The organism is Megasphaera geminata F0357 (assembly GCF_000239275.1).
Classification (GTDB): Bacteria; Bacillota; Negativicutes; order Veillonellales; family Megasphaeraceae; genus Megasphaera; species Megasphaera geminata.
Genome location: NZ_JH417570.1, coordinates 39052 through 61250, shown reverse-complemented (window position 1 = coordinate 61250; position 22199 = coordinate 39052). Strand labels below are relative to the sequence as shown.

The 22199-nt window shown below is 49.7% G+C and carries 21 protein-coding genes and 1 pseudogene; 5 read left to right on the top strand and 17 right to left on the bottom strand.

Going from position 1 to position 22199, the window contains the following annotated elements; translation table 11 throughout:
- The 9 genes from HMPREF0080_RS01900 to HMPREF0080_RS09010 all read right to left on the bottom strand — a co-directional run.
- On the bottom strand, nt 1-591 hold a 591-nt coding region (locus HMPREF0080_RS01900; protein WP_006789445.1), incomplete at its 3' end, for an MlaD family protein.
- A gap of 5 nt (nt 592-596) precedes the next feature.
- Nucleotides 597-1343 (bottom strand): ABC transporter ATP-binding protein, encoded by a 747-nt coding sequence (locus tag HMPREF0080_RS01895; RefSeq protein WP_006789444.1) that lies wholly within the window; start codon nt 1341-1343, stop codon nt 597-599.
- Between the two features lie 8 nt (nt 1344-1351).
- Nucleotides 1352-2116, bottom strand: coding sequence for an MlaE family ABC transporter permease (locus tag HMPREF0080_RS01890; RefSeq protein WP_040346838.1), 765 nt, complete (start codon nt 2114-2116; stop codon nt 1352-1354).
- A gap of 80 nt (nt 2117-2196) precedes the next feature.
- On the bottom strand, nt 2197-2352 hold the full coding sequence (locus tag HMPREF0080_RS09845; RefSeq protein WP_006789442.1) for a hypothetical protein: 156 nt from the start codon (nt 2350-2352) through the stop codon (nt 2197-2199).
- A complete protein-coding gene (locus HMPREF0080_RS01885) occupies nt 2353-4347 on the bottom strand; it encodes a SpoIVB peptidase S55 domain-containing protein (RefSeq protein ID WP_006789441.1) in 1995 nt (664 codons plus the stop codon).
- Nucleotides 4340-4642 carry a biotin/lipoyl-containing protein gene (locus HMPREF0080_RS01880; protein WP_006789440.1) on the bottom strand — a complete coding sequence of 101 codons (303 nt, stop codon included), beginning with the start codon at nt 4640-4642 and terminating at the stop codon, nt 4340-4342. Before HMPREF0080_RS01880 ends, HMPREF0080_RS01885 begins: the two co-directional genes overlap by 8 nt.
- Nucleotides 4643-4661: 19 nt before the next feature.
- Nucleotides 4662-5732 carry a rod shape-determining protein gene (gene mreB / locus HMPREF0080_RS01875; RefSeq protein WP_280959814.1) on the bottom strand — a complete coding sequence of 357 codons (1071 nt, stop codon included), beginning with the start codon at nt 5730-5732 and terminating at the stop codon, nt 4662-4664.
- On the bottom strand, nt 5701-6972 hold the full coding sequence (gene murA, locus HMPREF0080_RS01870; RefSeq protein ID WP_040346836.1) for a UDP-N-acetylglucosamine 1-carboxyvinyltransferase: 1272 nt from the start codon (nt 6970-6972) through the stop codon (nt 5701-5703). Before murA ends, mreB begins: the two co-directional genes overlap by 32 nt.
- Before the next feature lie 201 nt (nt 6973-7173).
- On the bottom strand, nt 7174-7554 hold the full coding sequence (locus tag HMPREF0080_RS09010; protein ID WP_006789437.1) for a helix-turn-helix domain-containing protein: 381 nt from the start codon (nt 7552-7554) through the stop codon (nt 7174-7176).
- A gap of 304 nt (nt 7555-7858) precedes the next feature.
- Here HMPREF0080_RS09010 and clpB point away from each other — a divergent pair, with 304 nt between their 5' ends.
- The 3 genes from clpB to HMPREF0080_RS01850 all read left to right on the top strand — a co-directional run bounded on the left by clpB (nt 7859) and on the right by HMPREF0080_RS01850 (nt 11822).
- Complete coding sequence (gene clpB / locus HMPREF0080_RS01860; protein ID WP_040346834.1) at nt 7859-10438, top strand: ATP-dependent chaperone ClpB; 2580 nt, start codon at nt 7859-7861, stop codon at nt 10436-10438.
- 256 nt (nt 10439-10694) lie between these two features.
- Nucleotides 10695-11183, top strand: coding sequence for an S-adenosylmethionine decarboxylase family protein (locus HMPREF0080_RS01855; protein ID WP_006789434.1), 489 nt, complete (start codon nt 10695-10697; stop codon nt 11181-11183).
- A gap of 33 nt (nt 11184-11216) precedes the next feature.
- Complete coding sequence (locus HMPREF0080_RS01850; RefSeq protein WP_006789433.1) at nt 11217-11822, top strand: HD-GYP domain-containing protein; 606 nt, start codon at nt 11217-11219, stop codon at nt 11820-11822.
- Nucleotides 11823-11952: 130 nt separating this feature from the next.
- Here HMPREF0080_RS01850 and HMPREF0080_RS01845 read toward each other — a convergent pair whose 3' ends face one another.
- The 3 genes from HMPREF0080_RS01845 to HMPREF0080_RS01835 are packed head-to-tail and all read right to left on the bottom strand — an operon-like array spanning nt 11953 to nt 14985.
- A complete protein-coding gene (locus HMPREF0080_RS01845; protein ID WP_006789432.1) occupies nt 11953-12552 on the bottom strand; it encodes a ComF family protein in 600 nt (199 codons plus the stop codon).
- Nucleotides 12546-14711: an SF1B family DNA helicase RecD2 gene (recD2, locus tag HMPREF0080_RS01840; protein WP_006789431.1), complete on the bottom strand. Its 2166-nt coding sequence runs from the start codon at nt 14709-14711 to the stop codon at nt 12546-12548. The genes HMPREF0080_RS01845 and recD2 overlap by 7 nt, the downstream gene beginning before the upstream one ends.
- 1 nt (nt 14712) lies before the next feature.
- On the bottom strand, nt 14713-14985 hold the full coding sequence (locus HMPREF0080_RS01835; protein WP_006789430.1) for a chorismate mutase: 273 nt from the start codon (nt 14983-14985) through the stop codon (nt 14713-14715).
- 224 nt (nt 14986-15209) lie between these two features.
- Between HMPREF0080_RS01835 and HMPREF0080_RS01830 the strand changes: the two genes are divergently transcribed.
- Nucleotides 15210-16664 carry an amino acid permease gene (locus HMPREF0080_RS01830; RefSeq protein WP_006789429.1) on the top strand — a complete coding sequence of 485 codons (1455 nt, stop codon included), beginning with the start codon at nt 15210-15212 and terminating at the stop codon, nt 16662-16664.
- A gap of 109 nt (nt 16665-16773) precedes the next feature.
- Here the strand turns inward: HMPREF0080_RS01830 and HMPREF0080_RS01825 are convergent, their stop codons facing one another.
- From HMPREF0080_RS01825 to HMPREF0080_RS01805, 5 genes and pseudogenes are all read right to left on the bottom strand, one after another.
- Nucleotides 16774-17805, bottom strand: a complete 1032-nt coding sequence (locus HMPREF0080_RS01825; protein WP_040346831.1) for an alpha-hydroxy-acid oxidizing protein — start codon at nt 17803-17805, stop codon at nt 16774-16776.
- Nucleotides 17806-17884: 79 nt separating this feature from the next.
- Complete coding sequence (gene rd, locus HMPREF0080_RS01820) at nt 17885-18043, bottom strand: rubredoxin (protein ID WP_006789427.1); 159 nt, start codon at nt 18041-18043, stop codon at nt 17885-17887.
- A gap of 171 nt (nt 18044-18214) precedes the next feature.
- The gene (gene rd / locus HMPREF0080_RS01815; RefSeq protein WP_006789426.1) at nt 18215-18373 is read right to left on the bottom strand and encodes a rubredoxin; all 159 of its coding nucleotides are present in this window, start codon (nt 18371-18373) and stop codon (nt 18215-18217) included.
- 123 nt (nt 18374-18496) lie between these two features.
- Complete coding sequence (argH, locus tag HMPREF0080_RS01810; RefSeq protein ID WP_006789425.1) at nt 18497-19930, bottom strand: argininosuccinate lyase; 1434 nt, start codon at nt 19928-19930, stop codon at nt 18497-18499.
- 75 nt (nt 19931-20005) lie between these two features.
- Nucleotides 20006-21232: pseudogene (locus HMPREF0080_RS01805) on the bottom strand (argininosuccinate synthase).
- Between the two features lie 211 nt (nt 21233-21443).
- Here HMPREF0080_RS01805 and HMPREF0080_RS01800 point away from each other — a divergent pair.
- A complete protein-coding gene (locus HMPREF0080_RS01800; protein WP_006789421.1) occupies nt 21444-22196 on the top strand; it encodes a transglycosylase domain-containing protein in 753 nt (250 codons plus the stop codon).
- The last annotated feature ends 3 nt before the right edge of the window (nt 22197-22199 follow it).

Sequence of the window (22199 nt, the reverse complement as noted above, 5' to 3'; positions counted from 1 at the left end):
CATATTGGCGGCCGTTTGCTGGACGTTGCCGGCATTTTCCGCAAGCATCTGATTGACATTGCCCGTAATACCTTCAATATTTTGAATGGAGCCGCGCATAGCGTCTTGCGTTTTCTCGTCGCCGATAACGGAATTGACATTCTTCATCATATCGTTGACATTATTCAAAAGCTTGTTGGCATTATCCATAACGTCGTCCACCGACTTGGCCTTATCGCCGGTCAACGTACCACCGTCGGCAAGCAGATGACTCGTATCCTGTCCGGGAGTGATGGAAACGAGCTTTTCACCCAAGAGGCCGTCCGTCGTGATAACGGCTTTCGAATCCTTGGGAATCTGTGCATCTTTTTTCAAAAGAAGAGTCACTTCAACACCGTCTTTACCGGTCGCTACCGTTTCCACCTTACCGACGTTAACGCCGACATAGCGGACGGAATTCCCCGCCTGAAGTCCGTTGGCATCCGCAAAAGTAACGTGCACGGTCATACCGGAAGGGCGGAATAAAGTGCCGTGCGACAAGCCTACCACGACAAAAAAGAGCAAAAGAACGCCGATAATCGTCATCAAACCGACTTTTGCTTCCGCCGTCATAGTTTTCACGCCTCATCTCCTCCTTCCCAGCCGCCGGTAATAAAACGGCGTATGCTTTCATTGGCCGTGGTTCTGAATTCCTCCGCCGTCCCTGTCATTTGAAACTTCCCGTTTTCTAAAAACGTCATCCTGTCAGCCACTGCAAAGGCCGAGTTCATATCATGCGTAACGACGATTGAAATGGGATGAAGTTTCTTCTGTGTCGCCACAATAAGCCGGCTTATATCTGTACTGCGCACAGGGTCAAGTCCCGCTGTCGGTTCGTCGTACAGAATAATCTTCGGATCGAGCGCAATCGCCCGTGCCAGGCTGACGCGTTTTTTCATGCCGCCCGACAATTCATTGGGCATCATGTCTTGAGTCCCGTCAAGGCCGACATCATGCAGCTTGGCGGCAACGATTTCCCGAATTTCTTCTTCAGAAAGCTCCCTATGCTGACGCAAGCCGAAGGCGACATTCTCACCGACCGTCATGGAATCGAAGAGGGCCGAATACTGGAAAACCATCCCCATGTATCGCCGCACACGGTCCATCCGCTCTTCGTCATAGTCCGTAATATCTTCGCCGTCGATAAAAATCCTGCCGCTTGTAGGCTTCTGCAAGCCGATAATAAGGCGCAGAGCCGTACTCTTCCCGGAACCGCTGGCACCGAGAATAACCAGCGTCTCGCCGTCATATATATCCAAATCGACATGGTCCAAAACAATCTTGCTGTCATCATAAGCGACGACAATGTCCTGTAATTTTATCATTACAGCTCCTAATACAAAATAACGGACAAAATATAATTCGTAATGAAAATAAAAATAATTGATGTAACGACGGATTTCGTCGTCGCCTGCCCGACACCTTCGGCACCGCTTTTGGCATGCATTCCTTCATAGCAGGCCACAAGAGAAATAATACCGCCGAATACCATAGCCTTGATAAGGCCGAAAAGGACATCGCTCACTTCCGTAAAAAACTCGATGGAATGCATATACGTAAAATGAGTTAACCCGGCGCTGTAAATAGCCACGGCATAGCCGCCGCCCGTACCGATAAGGTAGCCGTAAAAAGTCAGCAGCGGGACCATAATAACACAGGCGACAAATCGCGGCACGACAAGGTATGCAACGGGATTGGTCGCCATACAGCGCAGGGCGTCAATCTGCTCCGTAACCTTCATCGTCCCCAGTTCGGCGGTCATGGCCGCACCGACGCGGCCGGCAACGACAACGCCCGTCAGAATAGGCCCCAACTCACGGCCCATGGCAACGGACATGATACCGCCCAACGTCGACTGCGCGCCATAACGCATGAGGATATCAACGATTTGCAGCGTCATAACCATGCCGGCAAAGAGAAGCGTTAAACTGACAATCGGCAACGAATCGACACCGAGATGTGCCATTTGACGGATTGTCAATTTCCGTTGAATACGCGGCAGCTGCTTTAAAGTCTGCCCGAAGAGGACGGACACGACGCCTACTTCTTCGAAAATATGCAATGTAAAGCGACCGATACGCTCCAGCGCGTGCTGCAAGGTAACCTCCCGTACATACAGTCTCCCGAAAAACCGCGAAGACACACCGTTTTCAAGAATACGAAAACTGACTATTCTCTTTAAGTTTTCACGGATTTAATCATACCATGAACAGCTGCATTTTTCAAATATTTTTCGCCATATATCGCCGTTTCCGGCGCTTTTTTCTCAAAAAAAGAGAGAAGAACGGAATTCTTCTCTCTTACTCTTGATTCGCTGTCGTAAAAGGCGCTCATCTATGCGGAAGCCTCGTCATGCCCGCCCGTTCCCTCTTTGTCCGGGCCGTCAGGCCGCTTGTCTTTTTCAGCGGCTGATCGGTCTTTTTTATCGCCGTTACTCCTGTTTTCAGATTTTACGGAAATATCGTCATCATCATCCTCCGTAGATTCGGCAAGACTGACTTTACCTTCCTGATGTGACTTTTTGCGTTTCGCAATCTCCGCGTCACGCTTGGCCGGCGTCATCACCTTAATCGTGATCTGACCGTCCCCTTTAACAATGTACGGCGTATCGACGGTCGCTTTTACAGCTTCATCTTCGTCGCCGTCGTTAAGAAGGTGTTTCTTCGGTTTCAGAAGTTCCTTATTCGGCTTTACCGGTTCCTTCCCTTCTATTTTTACCTTTGTCGCTTTTGTTTTTTCATCATTCACCATGCTTACGTTTTGTTCAAGAATCTCAATAACGATCTGATTGTTCGAATCTTCGCCTTCAATTTTTTTCTTCAAATCGGAAAAGTCCTTATACGTGCGCAGCCGTTCAAGAATTTCATCGGTCAGGTTATACTGCTGTTTTTGAATAAGGTACGGTAACGGCACGATGCCGCCGCCGCGTACTTCAAGAACCATATCGCCTAACGGCTGGTCCTGCGGCACGGTAAAGGACATATCGCGGATTTCATCTTCGCCGCGATATGGATGGATTTTTACTTTAAAGTAGATCGTATCGCCGGGACTGACAACGACAGGCGTGGCCGTCGCGTCAATAATGCGCGCCGATTGTTTCGCCTGAGTTACGGACATCTCCATATCAACGGACAGGACGGGATATTTAATAAATTCATTATGTTTTAAAATATCGAGAACATTATAAATTTCATCAATCGACTTTTCGTTGATATTGTCTTCCGAATAGTACATATTGTGACGCGTAATATCTTTTTCCGTACCGTCGGCCGAGCGGATTTTATACGTAAAAGTAGCCGTGCCGCCGCCTCTGCGGTCAATCGTCTTATTGACGGTGTTATAAACGGATGTCGCCGCAAGGACGGGTGTCAATTCGTTATCTTCAATAATTTTTACACGTTTCGTCTGCGACCGCTGCGTATCCCTGTCCGTAACGGTAATGGTGACAGGTATACCCGGCGCAGTCATACCGTATTCGCCGGCAATGCCGGAGCCGCGGTCCTGATCGATCTTGCCGATCTCCGCACCGATCGAACCGAGTTTAAAGGAACTGTCCAAGTTATTCACAATCGTAAAAATATATGCATTGTGCATAAAATAGTTAATACTGCCGCGTTTTAAGAAAGGATGCCCGAAAGCAACGATGTTGTTGTCGTCAACGTACGTAACCGTGCCGATAGCGCCGAGACGCATATCGCCGTCCACAAACGCCGCCGCTACGGAACTGCCCGCCTGTAAGGGGAAGGCCGTATCATCGTCTCCGGCCGAGGCCGTATCGACAGGCTGAAAATTATAGGATTTAAGCTTACCTTTCAGCCATTCCATAGACGCCCCGTCAAAGCCGGAGGCCATGAGAGGCGTCGCTATAGGGATAAGTTGCGTCTCACGCGCATTAAAGTCGGGAATTTCTTCCCGCGTCAGGTTATTCCAAAGTTTCACCATATCGGCAATAGGCGTGATCATGCCCATGCGCGACTTTGTGAAGGACCAGCCGTAAGCAATGGCCCCGACAAGCTTGTCGTCGATATAGACGGGGCTGCCCGACATCCCCTGCGCAATACCGCCCGTCTCTTCAATAAGAGGCCCCGAAAATCTGGCAAGAATCAAATCGCCGGACGGGCCGCCGTTTTTCATAATCCCCAGTATTTCAACGGGGAACGTCTCTATATCTCTGCCGTGAGCGACCGTCTTGGCATACCCCGTCATGCCCGGTTGGACTTCATTAATCTGCATGAAGGTTTCAGCCATCGCCGAAAAAGAAGCAAGACAGCAGAATGTCGCCGCCATTACGGTGCGGGCAAAGCGACGGAATTTCCGTATTTTATTCATATTTTATTCCGTTTCTTAAAACGAGAACCGTATCGCCCGCATTGACAGCCGTACCGACGCTTACGGATACAGATTTAACGATACCTGCCGCTTGCGCACGCGCTGCAGCCATAGGCCCGGTCAGTGTATTTACCGTTAAAAGCACGTCTCCTTCGCGTACTTCCGTTCCGACTGCGGCAACACTTGCAACCGTACCGCTCAGGATGGATGTATAGTGCATCTCGGCCGCGTTTACCGGCAGTGTCATGGCACCGGCCAAGCCCATGAGAACCAACACTTTTTTTATTTTTTTCATTGCGTTCACCTCTTAAGATTCATAAAAACTGTCTTTCAGCCTGTCCATTTCGGACAGGGCCTTGCCGGCCCCGTTGGCCACGGACAAGAGCGGGGTCGTCACATAAATATGCGGCCATACCTGTCGCCCTGGCAATAAGTCTGTCAAAGCCGTCCAAAACCGCTCCCCCGCCGGTCAGCACAATACCGTGATCGGCAATATCCGCAGCCAATTCGGGCGGTGTCTTTTCCAAAATGGAGACTACAACGCGGACAATATGCTCAAGCGGTTCCCGGAGGGCACGCCGTATCTCCTGCGAATCTATGTCCGCTTCGGCGGGAAGGCCCGTTTCGGTGCTTCTGCCGCGGACATCCGCCATCAAACTGCGGCCGTCGGCAATAGCGGTGCCGATAAGCATCTTCAGTTCCTCAGCCGTATGGCAGCCGATTGTAATCGCTTTACTTCGTTCCAGATAACGGATGATCGCTTCATCAAAGGTATGGCTGCCGACACGCAGCGACTCGCTGATGACGACACCGCTCAAACTGAGAATGGCCACATTTGTCGTCCCCCCGCCCAAGTCAACGACCATAGAGCCGTTCGAAGCGGCAATATCCAAACCGGCGCCGATAGCTGCCGCCAGCGGTTCTTCCATGACGACGATCTTCCGGGCGCCCGCCTGTATGATGGCTTCCATAACGGCACGGCGTTCAACGTTCGTCACACCGGACGGTACGGACACGATAACCCGCGGTTTACCGGGCATATAACGGCCGACAGCCTTTTGAATATAATGCCGCAGCATATATTCCGTCGCATCATAATCGGCAATAACACCGTACTGCAGCGGATGGTATGTACGGATATTTCGCGGTGAACGGCCGAGCATGGCCTTCGCTTCCCTGCCAACCGCGACCACGCGGTTATTCGTTTCATCGACGGCAATGACAGCCGGTTCGTTAATGACGACACCGCGATTTTTCACATATACAATTATATTGGACGTTCCCAAATCAACGGCAAGATCCGTACCGAGCCAATAGGACGGTGACAAATATCGCAACGGGGATACGCGTTTCTTACTGTTCGTCTTCAACGTGGACTCGGACAATGTCTGCACCCAGCCTTTGCAATTTGGCCACGAGGTCATCATAACCCCGATCAATATGATATAACGATCCGATTTCCGTCCGTCCGGCCGCTACGAGACCTGCCAGAACAAGAGCGGCACCGGCACGCAGATCCGTCGCTTTGACGCGGCCGCCGGCAAGCTTAGGCACTCCTTCGACAAAAGCGCTGCGGCCTTCAATACGGATTTTTGCACCCATGCGCTTGAATTCTTCAACATGCATAAACCGATTTTCAAACACTGTTTCCGTAATAATGCTGTTCCCCTCGCAAATCGTCGCAAGAGCCATAAACTGCGCCTGCATATCCGTCGGGAAACCGGGGTACGGAAGGGTCTTGATTTCAACGGCACGCAGCGGTTTACGGCCGATAACACGAATACCGTCGATGTCTTCTTCGACGGCGGCACCCACTTCTTTAAGCTTTGCGACAAGGGGCTTCAAGTGTTCAGACAGGGCGTTTTCCACATATACATTGCCCTGAGTCATAGCAGCCCCGACCATGAAGGTACCTGCTTCAATGCGGTCGGGAATGACGGAATGGGGCGCACCGTGAAGTTCCTGTACGCCTTCAATGCGGATGGTGTTCGTACCGGCACCTTTAATGTTAGCCCCCATCGAATTCAGATATGTTGCCAAATCGACAATTTCCGGTTCTTCGGCAGCATTTTCGAGAATCGTCTTTCCTGTCGCCATGGAAGCGGCCATAAGGACATTTTCCGTCGCGCCGACACTGGGAAAATCAAGGTAAATACGCGCCCCCTGTAACCCGTTCGGCACAAACGCCTCAATATCGCCGTTCGTCAAATCAATTTTTGCACCCATGGCCTCAAAAGCCTTAAGGTGCAGATCAATGGGCCTGGCCCCGATGGAACAGCCGCCGGGAAGGGAAATCTTCGCATGCCGCTTACGCGCGAGAAGCGGCCCCATAACGAGAAAAGACGCGCGCATGCGGCGCACCAAATCATACGGGGCAACAGTGGACGTGAGATCAGAACCGTCAAAAACCAGGGTCCCCTTACAGGGGTTTTCTATAGTAACGCCTAACGAATTAATAACATCACAAACAGTATGAACATCAGCAAGCTTCGGGATTTCCGTTAATGTCGATTTTCCCGAGCCCAACATGGATGCCACGATAATGGGTAATACGGCATTTTTTGCTCCACTGACACGAACCGTACCGGTAAGCGGTTTACCGCCGCTGACAATCAGTTTCTCCAACTCCGGTGCCTCCCAATACATATATTACTATTATATATAAGGTACATTCATGAAAAAAATACCATCATCAGCATAATTGCTATCAGCTATTGTACCATATTTACAGAAAAACTGAAATACCCGATAAAGGGCTGCCGTACACAAAAAATGAGCTCATTTAAAATCGAGCTCATTCCTGTTTTCATCATTCAAATAATAATATTATTCTTTCCTCCCTTCCAGCACGGCCCCGATAATGCGGATCAATATATTCCTTTCCCCCTCCGGGAGCATGTATTCCTCACCGTCAAATCGAATCGGGGAATTTCTCAAAATTTCTTTCAAATCCGGTCTTTCCTCATGGCTGTAAGCATTCGGAGCTTCAGCTAAAAAACAATCTGTCTGTCCTTTATCAATTTGAGATAATCCGTCAGCAGAAATATGCAGTCCCTTGCATATTTTCATTATATTATACATGGAAGCGCCGTCCACATTTTTCAGAATAGAATACAATGTCCCGTACGGCATATTGATTTCCGCCGCGAAGTCTTTCAGTGTCCGGCGGTTTAGAATCAGTTTTTTCAGATACTCTTCTTTTGTCATAAAAAGGAGCCTCCTTTTCAGATTCAATTGTATACTAAGAATGTCAAACTTTCAATAAAAATACGTTTGCAGATAGTCCCTGGCCGTTGCGCTGATTTATCCGGAAGAGCTTTTCCCGAGCGCTGACTATAAGTAATAATCCTGTTTACAGCGGAGATATTTATTCTTTCACACTTTATCTCTTTGTTTATTTGACTTTTTGACTTTTATATGTATAATAGAATACGTAGTTAAAGAATAAACAGCTACTATAAATATGAACACATTCTTTCCTCTGCACCGACAGATAAGGGAGGTCATGACTATGGGAAATGAAAAATACACACAAAAAGTAATGGAAGTATTCCAAGAAGCGCAGCAACTGGCGGCACTCCACTACAATCAGGAAATTACGTCCGTTCACATGATGCTGGGGCTTACAAAAGACCCGGAAGGCCTGTTGGCAACGATCTTTGAAGATTGCGGGACCGATTTGCCTATGCTTCGCGCCAAACTCGAACAGATGCTGAAGAAAATTCCGTCCGTTCAAGGACAAAGCAGTCTTTCCATGTCGACGGAAGCGGTTCGTATCATCGGCAAAGCACAACAACGTGCCGAAGCCATGCATGACGACTATATCAGCACGGAACACCTGCTGCTCGGCGTCATTGAAGCCGGCGACAGAGAGATGCAGGATGTCTGCAGGCAATTCGGTCTTCATGCCGACAAGGTCCTGAACGCGATTAAAACAAATCGGAAACAGTCCGTCAGTTCGGATAATCCCGAAGGCAATTATAAAGCTCTCGAAAAATACGGCCGCGACTTGACGGCAGCCGCGCGTAAGGGCAAACTTGATCCGGTTATCGGGCGCGACGATGAAATCCGCCGCACCATCGAGATCCTTTCACGGCGCACAAAGAACAACCCCGTGCTTATCGGTGAACCGGGCGTCGGTAAAACGGCAATCGTCGAGGGATTGGCAAGCCGTATCATCGCGGGCGACGTACCGGAATCCTTAAAAAATAAGACGCTCTACTCTCTTGATATGGGCTCGCTCATTGCCGGCGCCAAATATCGCGGTGAATTTGAAGAACGGCTGAAAGCCGTTTTAACGGAAATTTCCAAATCGGAAGGCCGGATCCTGCTCTTCATTGATGAAATTCATACGGTCGTAGGCGCCGGCGCCTCCGAAGGGTCAATGGATGCGAGCAATCTCCTGAAACCGATGCTTGCCCGCGGCGAACTGCGTTGTATCGGGGCAACGACATTAAATGAATATCAGAAATATATTGAAAAAGATGCCGCTCTCGAACGCCGTTTCCAGCCGGTCATGGTCGATCAGCCGTCTGTGGAAGACACGATTACTATCCTGCGCGGCCTGAAAGAACGGTACGAAGTCCATCACGGCGTGCGCATCCGTGATAACGCGATGGTAGCCGCCGCCGTTCTTTCGGATCGTTACATTTCGGACCGTTTTCTTCCCGACAAGGCTATCGACCTCGTCGATGAAGCGGCGGCGAAATTACGGACGGAAATCGAATCCATGCCGGCGCCGCTTGATGAAATCCGGCATAAGATCATGCAGCTTGAAATTGAAGAACAGTCCCTTAATAAGGAAACGGACGAAGCTTCAAAAGAACGCCTCGCCAAAATTGTGGACAACAAGAAGGAATTGCAGGCTGAAGAAAAAGAATTACAGGCTCGTTGGGATAAAGAAAAACAGGCTATTCTCCGTACGCAGGCCTTAAAGAGAGAATTGGACGACGTACGGCATCAAATGGAAAAGGCCGAACGGGAATACGATCTGACGAAGGCGTCCGAATTGAAATACGGCAAATTACCTGAGTTACAGCACCAGCTGGCCGAACAGGAAGAAAGCCTCTCCAAAGAAAGCGACAGCCATCTTCTCAAGGAAGAGGTCGGCGAAGAAGATATCGCCCAGGTCGTCAGCCGTTGGACGGGTATTCCCGTCACGAAAATGATGACGGGTGAACGGGAAAAGCTGCTCCATCTTGACGATACGCTACATAAACGTGTCGTCGGGCAGGACGAAGCCGTTCAGGTGGTCAGCGACGCTATTATCCGCGCCCGCGCCGGCATTAAAGACCCGAATCGACCTATCGGTTCGTTTATTTTCCTCGGCCCGACCGGCGTAGGCAAGACAGAGCTCGCCAAAGCGTTGGCCGAATCACTTTTTGATGACGAACGCAATATCGTTCGTATCGACATGAGTGAATACATGGAAAAACATACTGTATCCAGGCTGATCGGGGCACCTCCGGGGTATGTCGGCTACGACGAAGGCGGTCAGCTTACGGAAGCCGTCCGCAGGCATCCGTACAGCGTTATCCTGCTGGATGAAATCGAAAAAGCGCATCCCGATATTTTCAACGTCCTGCTGCAGATCCTCGATGACGGCCGCCTGACTGACGGCAAGGGCCGTGTTGTCAATTTCAAAAACACGGTCATTATCATGACGAGTAACCTGGGGTCTCATGAAATTCTGGAAACCGGGAATTTTGAAGATGCGGAAAAGCAGGTTAAAGATATTCTAAAGAACTATTTCCGTCCGGAATTTCTCAACCGTATTGACGACATCGTCGTATTCAAAGGATTGAAACGGGAACAGGTTCTCGACATTGCCCGCATTCTTCTGCGGAATCTCAGCAATCGTCTCCAAAAGCAAATGAATATTACCTTGACGTGGACAGATGAAGCCCTCCGGGCGCTCTCTGAAAAAGGGTACGAACCGCAGTTCGGTGCACGCCCGCTCCGCCGCCTTATCACGCATACGGTGGAAACGGCACTCAGCCGCAGCATTATCAGCGGCGACGTGCAGGAAGGGCAGAGCGTATCCATCGGTTATGACGGCACGGACTTCACATTCACTCCTGTCAATGCATAATCTATAGATATTTCACATAGGATATGCGGCCCTATTCCATATCTATATAAAAAAAAGAACAAACGGCTCTTCTCGAAAATGAGAAGAGCCGTTTGCCGTCACGAGCCTGATATTTATCACTCCTGCATCATTACCGGACACTGCATTTCGGTCCGCCCGTTCTCGTTTAGAGGCGGCGAACCGTACACCGGTTTACGTTTACAAGGGATAGAAAAAATTATATAATGAGGTGCAAATATGTTGACAGGTGAACCGGATGAATAATACGTTAGGCAAGCATTTACTTATTGATTTTTATAACTGCCGACTCGTCATTGCCGAACCCGAAGAATTGCAGCCCCCTATAGAGCGCGCTTTTGAATTCATCGGGGAAACCCCGGAAATAACAAGCTTTTTCCGGACAAGCGAGGAAATGACCTGTGTCGCTTTGGCAGGTAACACTCACATTTGCGTCCACTACTATCCCGTCCTTTCTTATGCGGCCGTAGATTTGTACAGCTTCTCTGCGGACTTCAACTTAAACCGTATGATGAGCATTTTCAAGAGCGGTCTGAAATCGGATCGCATTAAAGCGACGAGTGTACGTCGCGGCGATTTCGGCTCGATCCGCGATATGCGGCCGAAACGCAAATCAAAGATCACGACGGTCCGCCGCATGAAAAATACGGGTGCCAAATTAAAACGGACCAGTACGAAGATGATTAATATTTTACGGCATCCTAAACGGCCGCCGAATGAGAAATAACAGTTCGTCAGTGACAGAAAGGGTTTACTTCCCATGTACATGTTATCTTTGAAACAGTCTGCCGGCATGGGCTTTGATGAAAAAGAATCATTGGAAGCAATAACGGCCAATCTCATTTCGTTCCTGCAGCTGAAAAGCCAGCGCTTATACAGGCATTCCCTGCAAGTAGCCAATTACAGCATCAGTATTGCCGCCAAGTTAGGCTTGCCGAAGAGCGAAATCGAACTGATTAAACATGCCGCCCTCTTACATGACGTCGGTAAACTGAGCCTTTCCAATTCGTTGCTGGCAAAGGCACCTTACCTGAATCGTACGGAAAAGGCCCTCTATCGCCGCCATGCGGCGGCAGGCGGTAACATGTTGGAAAATATTCCCTGCTGCCAGGATATCGTTCCTTATATAGTCCATCACCATGAACGCTGGGACGGCTCCGGATTTCCGAAACACCTGCGCGGCGCCAATATTCCCTTCGGAGCACGCATTATTGCCGTCGCCGATTATTACGACACGATCATCAACCCGTCGTCCGATTTTTGGGCGAAAACCAAACAGCAGGCGGTACGGGAACTCTTCAGCGCGTCGGGGCTCCTTTTTGATCCGGAAATCATCAAGGCTTTCATTGATACACTGGGACAATAGGTACAATACAAAACGTCGGGACAGAGATATACTCTCTTATCCCGACGTTTTATATTGTATTGCCGGCACGTCGATTACCGTGACGCGCCGGCAATGGCGAGGCCGGTCACCTTCTTTGCCCCCTTGCGTTTTAAAACGGCAGCGCACGTCTGCATCGTCGCACCGTCGTATAAATATCGTCAACAAGAAGAATATGCCCCTGAACACGGCAGAAGGAACTTTTTATCGCAAAAGCTCTCTGTATATTCTCACGTCGTTCTTCCCGATCCAGACTGTACTGTGATGCCGTCGGACGCACCCGTTGCAGGGCCTCGGCCCATTTCAACCGGTGTGATTCGGCCCACGGGCGGAAGATAATATCATTTTGGTTGAACCCGCGTTTTTTTTCTTTCAGCGGGTATAAGGGCACCGGCACAACGAGATCGCATGTCGCGATCCGTTCCGGCCAGGGAAACCGTTCAAGCATATAGTGAAAGGCCGGGCCATAGTGAACCTTACCGTTATATTTCAGACGGCTCAAGGCGCGGCGGACCGCACCGGTATAATCGGCCAAAGCGTAACAGCCGTCAAGGCCCAGGCTCCTGCGACTGCCGTCAATCATACGAAAGTGAAAGATCCCGGCCGTACAGGTATCACACCACTCGCCCTGTACCGGCACGGACGCGCCGCAGCCGGGACACCGGGGCGGATAGATGATATTTTTGCAAATTTCGGTCAGCTGTTTCAGCATATTTCTTCACCTTTCAGCCGTTGCGCCAACAGGGTATGGCGGCGGCTCGTCCGTGTGTTTTCCACGGCCCGTCGCAGTGCGGGCTTCGTACCGACAAGGATAACCTGTTTTTTTGCACGTGTCACAGCCGTGTAAAAGAGGTTCCGCTGCAACATGACGGCATGGCTGTTTGTCAAAACGATAATGACGGTCTCGTACTCGCTGCCCTGGCTTTTATGGACGGTTACGGCATAGGCCAGCGTTATTTCATTCAACTCGGCGCCGGTATACTTCACGTCTTGTTCGGGATAACGCACATAAACAAAATCATCGGAAGCCGCGAAAATTTCTCCCGAATCACCGTTGAATATGCCTTTCTCATAGTTGTTCTGCTTCTGCATGACTTTGTCGCCGACACGAAAAACCGCTTCGCCCGATCTGAATTCCCCTTTATCCGGAGCGGGCGGATTCATCCGCTTCTGGATAAGTTTATTAAGAGCATCAACGCCGCAGGCCTGTCTGTACATGGGGGAAAGAACTTGAACGGCAAATTTGTCGCCGCCGGCCTTCTCCGTTTCAGCCGCATAAAGTTCGGCAATTGCATCGGCACCGGAATGCTCCTCTTTTATTTCAAGAAAACGGAACTCCCCGTCCCTACTGACGACAGGCATGGCACCGCGGTTAATACGATGGGCATTGGTGACGATGACACCGCCTTCTTCCTGCCGGAAAACCGTTTCGAGACGTACGACAGGTACCGTTCCGGCAGCGATAATATCATGCAGGACGGCACCGGCGCCGACGGACGCCAATTGGTCCGCATCACCGACGAAAACACAGCGGCAATGCGCCTCTAAAGCCTGCAGGAGATTATCTGTCAGCTCCAAGTCAAGCATAGATACTTCATCTACAATGAGGAGATCCGCTTTTAAAGGCTTTTCTGAATTATATTCAAAGACCTGCTTGTCACCGACATAACCGACCGGGGCAAGGAGCCGGTGAATGGTTTTGGCTTTCCGTGCCGTCGTCTCGGCAAGACGTTTGGCCGCGCGTCCCGTAGGTGCGCAAAGAAGAATGGCAAGACCTTCCTGTTCGGCCAGGGCAATGATGGTACGGACAACAGTCGTTTTCCCCGTACCGGGACCGCCGGTAATAACGGAAAAGCCCGACTGTAATGACTGCTCCACCGCTTCCCGCTGCTTATCTGCCAGATGAAAGCGGGCGGTTTCTTCCCGCCTGTCCAAAAACAACTGTATATGCGTATGCATTTGCGGCGGGTTCATGGCGGCCATCTCACGTATACGCGCAGCGACACGCAGCTCCGCTTCGTACGCTTCCGCCGTATAGACATAGGTTTCACCGCCGTAATCCTCCGCGACGAGAAAGCCGGAAAGAATCGCTTCATCCAGGACTTCACTCAGCTGCAACGGTTCGGCCCCGAGGATATTCGCGGCACCGGCAATTAGTTCATCACGCGGGATACAAACGTGGCCGTTTGTCATCATATCGCGAAGGATAAACTGCAATCCTGCCGAAAGACGTTCCGATGACAGCGGATCCGTACCGAAGGCAAGGGCGATCTGGTCAGCCGTTTTAAAACCGATACCGTCTATTTCCATGATCATGCGATACGGTTCGTGTTCAAGCACATAAGCCGCATCGGCACCGTACTGTGAGAGAAGCCGTTTTGCATACCGCCCGGACACGCGATGTGTTTCTAAAAGCACTGCCAGCTCATTGATTTCCCGCTCTTCCTGCAATGATTCCGAAATGACGGCAAGTTTCTTTTTTCCGATCCCCTGTATGTCCAGAAGACGCTCCGGTTCTTCCGTCATAATACGCATTGTCTCGCTGCCGAAAGCACGGACAATACGGCCGGCAAGCGCGGGACCCACGCCTTCCACCGCACCGGAGCCGAGGAAATGTTCAATCCCTTCTTTCGTATCGGGCAGTATCCGTTGCCATGATGAGGCGGCAAACTGACGGCCGTACTTTTTGTGGACAACACTGCTGCCCGATACGGCTAAACGATCACCTATAAAGGGTATATCACCGTTTCCCGTAACGGTCATGAAAGCTTTATCATCTTCCCGCCTGACGCGAAAAACAACATAGTCCGAATCAGGCGATCGGAAGAGGATACGTTCAACCGTGCCTGTAATTTTTTCCGTCTCTTCCATCTCAATCCCTCTGTATCTTTGCCCGTTCGTACGCTTTACTTTCGTCCATGATCTTCTGATAAATCCGCTTTAAATACGGCACCAATTCTTTATCTGCCGTAAGACCGGCGATTTTAGACAAGACGGCCGCTTCCCGTTCACCGTCGAAAACAGCCATACGGTGCGCTTCTTTATAAGCGGCTACAGCGGCGACCGTTTTCATTCGTTCTTCCAAAAGTGATGTCATCTCTTTGTCAATCCTGTCAATTTCATTACGACAAGCGTCCAGATTCATCGTAGCTCATTCCTTCGCAGAAAAAATACACTTATTTTATTAATTATACCGTAGTTTTCCTGCAAAAACTATTCGAATAGCCGCTTACGCACATATATCATATTGTCATACTACATAATTAATATAGCCGCAACAATTGTATTACATACGGTCATTCGCTATAATGATATGTATCCGAATTTTAGTAAAGTAAAATAATATTTAAAGAAAGTAGTGGTTTTTTCATGGCAGAAGAAAGACAAGAATTGCGGCGCAGTCTGAAAGCGCGTCACATGAACATGATCGCCATCGGCGGCGCCATCGGCACGGGCCTTTTTGTGGCAGGCGGCGAGACGGTCAGTTCGGCAGGCCCGGGCGGTGCTCTCGTGGCCTATTCATTTATCGGCGTTATGGTTTATTTCCTCATGACCAGCCTTGGTGAAATGGCGGCGTACCTGCCTGTCAGCGGTTCCTTTGAAACCTACGCAAACCGATATGTGGATAAGTCTCTCGGCTTTGCTCTCGGTTGGAACTACTGGTTCAACTGGGCCATCACCCTGGCGGCGGAACTCGTTGCGGGCGCCCTTATCATGAAGTACTGGTTCCCGGACATCCCCGCTTCCGTTTGGAGCGGAATTTTTCTGGTTATCCTGTTCTCATTGAATTATCTTTCTACCCGTTCATACGGCGAAAGCGAGTTTCTTTTTGCAAGCATCAAGGTTATTACGGTTATTACCTTTCTCATCGTCGGTACGCTTCTTATCCTCGGAGTAGGCGGGGAATCGCCCGGCTTTGTCAACTGGACGATCGGAGACGCACCGTTCGTCGGCGGCGGTACCGCCATCCTCGGCATCTTCATGGTGGCGGGCTTTTCCTTCCAAGGTACGGAAATGATCGGGATCGCGGCCGGTGAAAGTGAAGACCCGGAAAAGAACATCCCGAAAGCGGTGCATTCCATTTTCTGGCGGATTCTTCTCTTCTACTTGGGCGCTTTCATCGTCATCGGATTCCTCATTCCTTATACGGATCCGAACCTCCTGAATACGGACGTTGAGAACATTTCCATCAGCCCGTTCACCCTTGTCTTTGAACGATTCGGTCTCGTTGCCGCGGCTTCCGTTATGAACGCCGTTATCCTGACGGCCGTCCTTTCGGCCGGTAATTCAGGCCTCTATGTTTCGACACGCATGCTCTATGCCATGGCAAAAACAGGTCAGGCGCCGAAACTCTTTCTCAAACTCAATAAGCGCGGCGTGCCGTCTTACGCCCTCTTCGCCACGGCCGTATTCGGCCTGGCCGCTTTCCTTACCTCCCTTATCGGTGAAGGCAAAGCATATGACTGGCTCGTCAACATCAGCGGCATGGCAGGTTTCATCACATGGATCGGTATTGCTGTCTGTCACTATCGTTTCCGCCGGGCATTCAAAGCGCAAAACAAAGATCTTTCAGCACTGCCTTACAAGGCGTCTCTCTTCCCGTTCGGCCCGATTCTGGCCCTTATCCTCTGCATTATCGTAACGGCGGGCCAAAACTATTCGGCCTTTACGGGTCCGGAAATCGACTGGTACGGAGCCAGCGTCGCCTACATCGGCATCCCCGTATTTTTGGCCGTTTTCCTCTATCATAAGGCAAAACACAAAACTCGTCTCATCCCTTTAAAAGATGTAAATCTGACGAGGGCGGAATATATAGAAGAGTAACGTACAAAAGGAACGCCTCAACCGGGGCGTTCCTTTTGTATGTCCTATATACGGGCCGGTACATATAAAACTGCTTTTACGCGCGGCGTTTTCTCAGAATAAAAACCTGTCATTTTAATTTCATCAAGATGTCCGCCGACACGTGCCGTACATCGGCAACACCTGTGATCATCATGGCGTCGGACAGTTCCCGTCTAATTTTCTCCAAGTAGAGAGCGACGCCCGCGGCCCCGCCGCCTACTGCCGCCACGGCAACAGGGCGGCCGATAAGGACTGCATCGGCACCTAAGGCGAGCATTTTGAGCACATCTTCACCGGAACGGATACCGCCGTCCACAAGCACGGTAATCTTCCCTTTGACGGCCGCCGCAATTGCCGGTAGGACATCGGCCGTTCCCGCCATACCGTCGAGGACACGGCCGCCGTGGTTGCTGACGACAACGGCTTTGGCACCGGCAGCCGCGCATTGCAGAGCTTCATCGGCAGACATAATTCCTTTAACAATAAACGGTATATTCACGCTTTCCGCAACTTTACGGATACTTTCAGGGCTTTTCGGGCCGACAGGCTGTCCGAGAAGGCGCATATTAATAAGTGTAGCCGCATCAATATCTGCCGCCACCGCAGGAGCTCCGACAGCCTCGGCCAGCTTTGCTTTCTCTATTATCCGGGCGTCTTCACGCGGCTTGATCGTCGGCACGACCATGCCGGGACAGGCCTTACAAGCCGCCAGGGTACCTTCATACATATAGGGAGCCCCGCCGTCACCGCAAAAAGCAAGCGTACCCGCCGTCGTCGCCCCTTTGGCGACAGCCAGATCATACCTCAATTCTTCTTCAGCCGCATCCCCGTTTATCTTGCAATTGAGCGTAACCGCTCCGACAGGTGCCACCATAACAGGCATGGAAAGGGTCCTGCCGAAAAGAGGCATCGCCGTGTCCGGCTCTTCTATATGGGAAAGACTGTTCATAATCAGTCCGTATCCACGGAGAGCTTCAATATTACGAATAAAGGACCGTGCCGTCCTCAGCCCGCCAAAGCCGGGTATTTCGCCGATGCAGCCGAGGCCGTTGCATTCACGGCAGACCCGGCACCCTTTCATTTTTCTTTTTGCCTCCCGCCGTATTTCCGCATAATCCATTCCATCATCTCCTGTCATAGAAAAAACTGCTATCATAAAAATATGATAGCAGTTTTTCCGCAGTGCGTCTAATCTTGCCTCAGAGTTTCACGAACGCGTCTTTATCCGCGCCGCATACGGGACACACCCAACTTTCCGGCAAATCGGCCCACTTAGTACCTGCAGCTACACCGTTATCGGGATCGCCTTCAGCTTCATCGTAAATGTAACCGCATACTGTGCATTCATACTTTTCCATTTTTACTTACCTCCTAAAAATACAAAGAACCGATAATAAAACGACCAAATTAATCATACCACGTTAAACCGGGCCGTCAAATACAAAAAACACTCCCCTTTGAGGTGACCCCAAAGAGTCGGACTTTTTTGAGGTCATCTCACTTTTTCAGTAAGAGGAAGTGCTTTATTATTACAATTTATTGAAAGAATCCTTATCTACGCCGCATACGGGACATACCCAATCTTCCGGCAAGTCGGCCCACTTGGTACCTGCGGCTACACCGTTATCGGGATCGCCTTCAGCTTCATCATAAATGTAACCGCATACTGTGCATTCGTATTTATCCATTCTTAATTCCTCCTGATTTTATCAACTAATTATTATTATTAATTAACTATCTGTCTGTATAATATCATATATTCTTTGTTCTTGCAACAAGAATCAGGAGAATAGTAGGAAAAAATAATACGTTTATTGTAAAACGGCATACACACGATTTGTGACAGCCGTCCATATATCTATCTGCCGGCACTCTTCCTCAAGGACCGTTTCAGCTGCCGCACACTGCCGCGCTATTGATTCGGGAGCTGTGCCGTTATAAGTTTTCCGTTGCCTGACGCACGTCTCTATACAAAGATAATGATGGATATCTGCACCGAATAGGGGATTCATAGCTTGTAATTCATCCAAACTGAGATCCTGTAAAACGATCCCTCTTTCGATACATTTACGAACGGCTCTGCCGACAACCGCGTGAGCCTCTCTGAAAGGCAGCCCCTTTTTTACAAGATAATCGGCCATATCCGTGGCGTTGGAGAAATCTTCTTCCAACACCTGACGCGTCCGTTTACCGTTGACGATCATGCCGTCAATCATATCCGCATAAACGGTAAGCGCAAATTTAAGATTATCAACGGCATCAAAAAGGCCTTCCTTATCTTCCTGCATGTCTTTGTCATAGGCAAGCGGAATGCCTTTCATCATCGTCAGAACACCCATGAGATGTCCGTAGAAGCGGCCGGTTTTACCGCGCACGAGCTCACAGATATCGGGATTCTTCTTCTGAGGCATAATCGATGATCCCGTGCAATGAGCATCATCCAGCTCAATAAAACCGAATTCCGCTGTCGACCAGAGAATAAGCTCTTCAGAAAGTCTGCTCAAATGCAGCATCGTGCCGGCAGCAAATTCGAGAAAAGCAATAATATAATCTCTGTCGCTGACCGCATCAAGACTGTTTTCATAAATTGACGCGAAGCCGAGCCGCTCAGCCACATAAGTCTGATCCAGCGGATAGGTAGTGCCGGCAAGCGCCCCCGCTCCGAGCGGCATCATATCGGCCATGTGCCAGGCAAACCGCAAATGCTTGAAATCCCGTGAAACCATGGAAAAGTAGGCCATCATATGATGGCTGAAGAGAATGGGCTGGGCCCGCTGCAAATGAGTATATCCGGGCATGATAACATCGCTGTTCTTTTTCGCCGCCGCCAAGAGAGACTTTTGAAAACGGACGAGAAGTTCAGCAAGTCCGGTAATTTCCTTACGGACGTATAAATGTGTATCCAAGGCGACCTGGTCATTCCGGGAACGTCCCGTGTGAAGACGCTTGCCGGCTTCACCGACGGCTTCGGTAAGGCGCTGTTCAACATTCATATGAATATCCTCCAGCGCCGCGGAAAATTCAAAATCACCGGCTTCAATCTGCCTGTAAATCTCTTTCAGTCCGTGCACAATGGCATTCTTGTCGTCCGCGGAAATAATACCTTCTCTGGCAAGCATCGTCGCATGGACGATGCTGCCGCAAATATCTTCGGCATACATTCTGCAGTCGTATTGAACGGAAGCGTTAAATTCTTCTACCGCTTTATCCGTCGCCTTTGTAAATCGACCGCCCCACAATTTCATAGAAAAACTCCTCTCACAACGGGGCCGGAGGCTGATTGCAGCCTCCGGCCGATATTCTCAACCGGTACCGTTCCCCTACTTTTTCTCCGTTTTCCGCATCATCATGGCTTTCATTTTGAGGGGTAAGCCGAAGAGGTTGATGAAACCTTCCGCATCTTTTTGGTTGTACACTTCGTCTTCACCGAACGTGACAAATTCTTCGCTATATAAGGAATACGGCGACGTCGATCCGGCACTGATAATATTGCCCTTATACAGTTTCAACCGGACAGTGCCCGTAACCGTTTCCTGCGTCACGTCGACGAAGGCCGCCAAAGCGTCCCGTAAGGTGGAGAACCACATACCGTCATAAACGAGATCCGCATATTTGCCGGCAAGCTGTTCTTTGCAGTGCATCGTCGCCCGATCAAGACAAAGGTATTCCAGCTCTTTGTGCGCATACATGATGATGGCACCGCCGGGGTTTTCATAAATGCCCCGGCTCTTCATGCCGACGAGTCTGTTTTCGACAATATCGACAATGCCTATACCGTTTTTCGCTCCGACGGCATTGAGTTTCGTCAAAAGCTCAACGGCACCCATTTTCTCTCCGTTAACGGAAACGGGAATGCCTTTTTCAAAGCCTATTTCCACGTATTCCGGCATATCCGGAGCTTTTTCGGGAGGTGTCGTTACCATATAAACCATATCTTTCGGCGCATTCGCCGGGTTTTCCAAATCCGCTCCTTCATGGCTGAGATGCCAGATATTCCAGTCCATACTGTACGGTTACGGTTCTCCTTCCGTTTGATGGGCAATGGGAACATTATGTGCAGCCGCATATGCAAGGGCATCTTCTCTTGATTTAATATGCCACATTCTCCAAGGTGCAATCAGCTTGATGTCCGGCGCCAGCGCTTTGACCGTAAGCTCAAACCGGACCTGGTCATTTCCCTTACCGGTCGCGCCGTGGGCAATGGCATCGGCTCCTTCCTTTCTGGCAACTTCAACAAGTTTTTTGGAGATAAGCGGCCGCGCAAAGGATGTGCCGAGAAGATATTTACCTTCATAGACGCAACCCGCTTTAACGACGGGCCAAACATACTCTTCCAAAAATTCTTTTTTTATATCCATGATATAGACCTTAGACGCACCGGACGCATAAGCCTTTTTTTCAATGGCCGGAAAATCGTCAGGCTGGCCCACATCGGCACAGGCCGCGATGACTTCGGCGCCTTTGTAGTTTTCTTTCAACCACGGTATAATCACGGACGTATCCAACCCTCCGGAATACGCTAAGACAATCTTTTTAATCTCATTCATTTTCCATACTCCTTTCATTATCTCGGCTTGGGTCGAAACAATATCGGCCGCTATGATGAGTAAAAGTATACACCTTTATGATATTTTATTCAAGTATTTTGTATATTATTTTATCCAAAAAATTCCGATCATTTTCTCATGGAAAACAAAAATCGCTTATTTTTGCGGTTTATACTACAATATGATATAATTCGTCCATATAGGAGGGCTTATGAAGAAAAAATATATTCTCTTCTTCATCGTTGCATTCACCGCGACTATGGCCTGGAACCATATAACGGACAGAACCTATAAACCGACAGCCGCCGCGGCAAATGAAACGGAAGACGGCCACTCTGTATCGCCATATATTCATTTTCGTGAATCAATGCAGAGAAAAATCAACTCAATACACGGGTACGTACACCCCGACCGAATTCCGAAATCTTTAAAACAGGCAATCGTCGCGGTTGAAGATAAACGCTTTTATGAACACGGTGCCGTCGATCCCTTCGGCATTATCCGCGCAGCGGCAGTAAATGTCTATTCCGGAGAAACCGTTGAAGGGGGCAGTACACTGAGTCAGCAGGTCATTAAAAATTCCTTTCTTTCGCAAGAGCAGACGTTATCACGTAAAGGACGCGAACTTTTCCTGGCCATTTTGCTGGAGCGGAATTATACAAAAGATGAAATCCTGGCCATCTACCTGAATACGGCCTATTTCGGCGCTAACGCGACCGGGATTAATCAGGCCAGCCGCATCTACTTCGGTATTGACACGGAAAGTTTGACACTGGCTCAGTCGGCCATGCTCGCCGGTCTCGTCCAAGCGCCTACCTACTACAATCCTTTTGAAAACTACAGCGGCGCCAAAGCTCGTCAGAAAACAGTGCTTGAGCAAATGGTAAGCCAGGATATGATCACGCGCAGTCAGGCTGAGACAGCGTATAGAGAAAATATACATCTGCAAAAACAAGGAGAATAACGC

Coding starts and splice junctions, on each gene's coding strand:
- HMPREF0080_RS01800 (WP_006789421.1), top strand. CDS start 21,444: ATGAAGAAAAAATATATTCTCTTCTTCATCGTTGCATTCACCGCGACT.
- HMPREF0080_RS01835 (WP_006789430.1), bottom strand. CDS start 14,985: ATGAATCTGGACGCTTGTCGTAATGAAATTGACAGGATTGACAAAGAG.
- recD2 (WP_006789431.1), bottom strand. CDS start 14,711: ATGGAAGAGACGGAAAAAATTACAGGCACGGTTGAACGTATCCTCTTC.
- HMPREF0080_RS01830 (WP_006789429.1), top strand. CDS start 15,210: ATGGCAGAAGAAAGACAAGAATTGCGGCGCAGTCTGAAAGCGCGTCAC.
- HMPREF0080_RS01850 (WP_006789433.1), top strand. CDS start 11,217: ATGTACATGTTATCTTTGAAACAGTCTGCCGGCATGGGCTTTGATGAA.
- HMPREF0080_RS01895 (WP_006789444.1), bottom strand. CDS start 1,343: ATGATAAAATTACAGGACATTGTCGTCGCTTATGATGACAGCAAGATT.
- clpB (WP_040346834.1), top strand. CDS start 7,859: ATGGGAAATGAAAAATACACACAAAAAGTAATGGAAGTATTCCAAGAA.
- HMPREF0080_RS01855 (WP_006789434.1), top strand. CDS start 10,695: ATGAATAATACGTTAGGCAAGCATTTACTTATTGATTTTTATAACTGC.
- HMPREF0080_RS01885 (WP_006789441.1), bottom strand. CDS start 4,347: ATGAATAAAATACGGAAATTCCGTCGCTTTGCCCGCACCGTAATGGCG.
- argH (WP_006789425.1), bottom strand. CDS start 19,930: ATGAAATTGTGGGGCGGTCGATTTACAAAGGCGACGGATAAAGCGGTA.
- HMPREF0080_RS09010 (WP_006789437.1), bottom strand. CDS start 7,554: ATGACAAAAGAAGAGTATCTGAAAAAACTGATTCTAAACCGCCGGACA.
- HMPREF0080_RS09845 (WP_006789442.1), bottom strand. CDS start 2,352: ATGAGCGCCTTTTACGACAGCGAATCAAGAGTAAGAGAGAAGAATTCC.
- HMPREF0080_RS01825 (WP_040346831.1), bottom strand. CDS start 17,805: ATGGATTATGCGGAAATACGGCGGGAGGCAAAAAGAAAAATGAAAGGG.
- rd (WP_006789426.1), bottom strand. CDS start 18,373: ATGGATAAATACGAATGCACAGTATGCGGTTACATTTATGATGAAGCT.
- rd (WP_006789427.1), bottom strand. CDS start 18,043: ATGGAAAAGTATGAATGCACAGTATGCGGTTACATTTACGATGAAGCT.
- HMPREF0080_RS01880 (WP_006789440.1), bottom strand. CDS start 4,642: ATGAAAAAAATAAAAAAAGTGTTGGTTCTCATGGGCTTGGCCGGTGCC.
- HMPREF0080_RS01845 (WP_006789432.1), bottom strand. CDS start 12,552: ATGCTGAAACAGCTGACCGAAATTTGCAAAAATATCATCTATCCGCCC.